This window comes from Methanospirillum sp., from assembly GCF_028679455.1.
Taxonomy (GTDB): domain Archaea; phylum Halobacteriota; class Methanomicrobia; order Methanomicrobiales; family Methanospirillaceae; genus Methanospirillum.
On sequence record NZ_JAJRBM010000367.1, the window covers coordinates 1 to 2,990 of the forward strand.

Annotated in this window: 5 protein-coding genes; 1 reads left to right on the forward strand and 4 read right to left on the reverse strand. The window is 41.2% G+C overall.

The annotated features are described in order from the left end of the window. The 4 genes from LUQ50_RS12450 to LUQ50_RS12465 form a co-directional block, all read right to left on the reverse strand. On the reverse strand, nt 1-364 hold a 364-nt coding region (locus LUQ50_RS12450; RefSeq protein WP_300040161.1), incomplete at its 3' end, for a flavodoxin family protein. 76 nt (nt 365-440) lie between these two features. Further along, on the reverse strand, nt 441-575 hold the full coding sequence (locus LUQ50_RS12455; RefSeq protein ID WP_300040162.1) for a hypothetical protein: 135 nt from the start codon (nt 573-575) through the stop codon (nt 441-443). A 135-nt stretch (nt 576-710) separates the two neighbouring features. Further along, nucleotides 711-1,307 (reverse strand): hypothetical protein, encoded by a 597-nt coding sequence (locus tag LUQ50_RS12460; RefSeq protein ID WP_300040163.1) that lies wholly within the window; start codon nt 1,305-1,307, stop codon nt 711-713. A 13-nt stretch (nt 1,308-1,320) separates the two neighbouring features. After that, on the reverse strand, nt 1,321-2,286 hold the full coding sequence (locus LUQ50_RS12465; RefSeq protein WP_367279010.1) for a class I SAM-dependent methyltransferase: 966 nt from the start codon (nt 2,284-2,286) through the stop codon (nt 1,321-1,323). Between the two features lie 327 nt (nt 2,287-2,613). On the opposite strand from LUQ50_RS12465, the gene LUQ50_RS12470 reads away from it, so the two are divergent. Continuing rightward, nucleotides 2,614-2,990 (forward strand): TetR/AcrR family transcriptional regulator (locus LUQ50_RS12470; RefSeq protein WP_300040165.1); only part of this gene is annotated, 377 nt, incomplete at its 3' end.

Below are 2,990 nucleotides of genomic sequence, written 5' to 3' on the forward strand. Positions count from 1 at the left end.
GAACCATCCGGTCAATTAATGTCTTCATCGGCCCGGTGACCCCGTCAGCATACACTGGTGAGGCAAAGACCAGGATATCCGCATCCCGTACCTTGGGCATCAGCCAGTCCATGTCATCGGACTGGATACATCTGCCGGAGGGGCGGCAGATGCAGGTGAAATCTCCCCGGCAGGATTGGACTGTGATATCTTCAGTGTAAATGATCTCAACATCCGCACCGGCTTCTTTCATCCCCTCAAGGAACGGGGTGAGGATAAGGGCGGTGTTTCCCTTATCTTTATGGGGGCTTGCGTTGATCGCGAGGACTTTTGTACTTCCGTTCTGTCCTGATGGTTTCGGTTTGTTTTTCTTTTGAGTGTTCATGTTATCCATCGGAATCACTATACAGTGATTAGCCTTGGTAAAATTATAACTATTGATTTGTTTAAAACTAACAGTATTAATCGTTAACAATCCTGAAGAGCAGGAATGCCATGAAGGCCCCATAGATCACGCAGCCAGCGAGAGCGGATGTTCGCCGGGACCTGCTGGCCGGAACCGCTCTTCCCGTCTTCAAACCGGGATTATCTTCCATGAGATTCGCATCACGTGATCGTGAACCATATTTTCGTTCTTATGTGCCGGAGGTTCCGGTCATGTCATCTGAAGATTCCTGATGAGAGTATCGTAATGTTCATTCAAATCTCCTCCCCGTGATGGGAACTGATGACTATGCCTGCACCTTTCTGCAGTAATAGACCGGCCACTTCATGTATATCCGGAACCCGGCGGCCCGTTCCCACAGGAAGATATACACAAGAAAGATCGCCATATATGTCATAACCAGCGCCGGAACAAAGCCTGCGAGGTTTGAATATCCCGGTATCATACCGCTGGTGAAACAGAACAAAATCACAATGACCATTGCAAAGGACCCAAATTCTAGGCAAACGATGGTTCTGCCTCGTTCCTTAAACCAGCTCCATTCGCTTTCCGTGCTTTTTCTTAGTAATGAAGAGAAGAAGTCACGGTAATGAAGAATTGACAGGCCTGCCAGCGGTATCGCAATGATCATGCCGGCAAGTACCGAGAGGATCTCTGACTTCCCGACAATGGAAGAAACCCACATGACATATGTACTCGCGATGACTCCCAGCACGAGCATCTGGATCCTGAATTCACGATACCATACAGAATCCAGCCGGGTTTTTTTACCTTCGGTGTGATGAATTACCTGTTCATGGGTCGGTACCACTGCCTGCTGCTGTATTCCTCCCTTCTGGAAACACCAGCCAAGACGATTCCGGATTACTGAGCTGATTCTCATTGACATGGGTATTTCACTCTGCATCTGGAGTCACGTGTGCCAAAACAACGGACATCAAAGGGCTGACAATTCTATTCGAATTTATCCCGGTAAAATACCTGGCTTTCAATTCTGAACCGGATAATTTCTGATCAATAGTAAAACCATGATTCATAAGGAACTGATTCACATCATCACCGGGAATGATGAATTTAAACTGTTCTCCTACATTCTGAATATGTTCCCTGATTTTTTCAATAGATCTCTGGTGATCTCCCATGATTCCCTGTGGCGGGCGGGATGGATAATCAAAAATAATAGAGCAATCACGCCCGCATTTCTGTGTTATCCCTGATAGAACAGAGGTTACTGAATCTGGTGATAAATAGTAAATTACTCCCTCCATCAGGAAAAGACTCCTTAATGATGGATCAAATCCCTGTTTAGTGAGAGATTCAAAAAAATTGTCTTTTTCCAGATCTATTGAAATGTAAACATGATTTTCAGGAACTTTTTCGGAAATTCCGGATAATAATTCTCTTTTACGACATTGAATCTCTTTTTGATCCAATTCAAAAATTGTTTTTATTTTTTTGAGTCTCTCGATTCGTAATGGCCGTGAATCATATCCTGCACCAATAATCACGAATTGATCAAGTCCATCATTAAGCATCTGATTGATGACATCATCAAAAAATCGCGTTCTTGCGAGAACAGAGTTGCTCAATCCGGGATATTGAGCATCGATTACTTCCATGTATCTGGTTAACTGATCGGAATTGGAATGTAACAAACCTCGTATTGTTTCGGAAAGAAAAAAAACGGCATATGGATCACAACAAATTCGTTCATCAACCTTTTTTTCTGATTCCATTACCCGGTATAAAGCCATGCCTTCTGCAGTACTGTTAATTCCAATATTTTTCGGATTAATTTGATGAGTATTCCCATTTTTAATATGATTCATGATTTTTCTCCATTCAGTAATAATGCACAACATGCAGTGAGGACATACAGCTCATTAACGAACCTATTTTAGTCTCAATAATTCCTTTAGAAGGAATGGGGGGAATTTTTTATGCACAATTTGTTCATCAATGAACCGATTATAAAATTTATAACTTGGTCATTTTTTGAACAAACTCTATTTATTATGAACCCTCATAAATGATCCGATATGATAACTAATGGAAACCAGATGGATACTCTGCAATCAGTAACATTCAAAAGATATCAGCATGTTTTATGGAAATATATTGGAAATCCCTGACTGAATCAGACTGTAACAAATGTAAACTGCCTCCGTTTACAACCAACCGAGGGACACATGGTGAACATTGATCGAAAAAAGAGGAAAACTGAACGAAAACGTTCGGAAATAATAGCAACCGCGGAAAGGTTATTTCAACAGAGGGGATTTGAACAGGTAACTATGGAAGAGATTGCAGACGAACTCGATGTAAGTAAAAGTTCGATCTATGTCTACTTCAAAAATAAAGATACATTATTTTTCTCGATACTATTGCAGAAATGGTATATTTATCTCGAAAAATTAAAGGAAAAAATAAATCAGGGACAAACCGGTCTTGAAAAAATTAATAACATGATTCAATTCACTCTTGAATTTTCCAAGCAAAACCCGGAATATTCAAAAATGACCACACATAACTCGTCTCAAATTTTTCAACGGATAGACCGGGAATC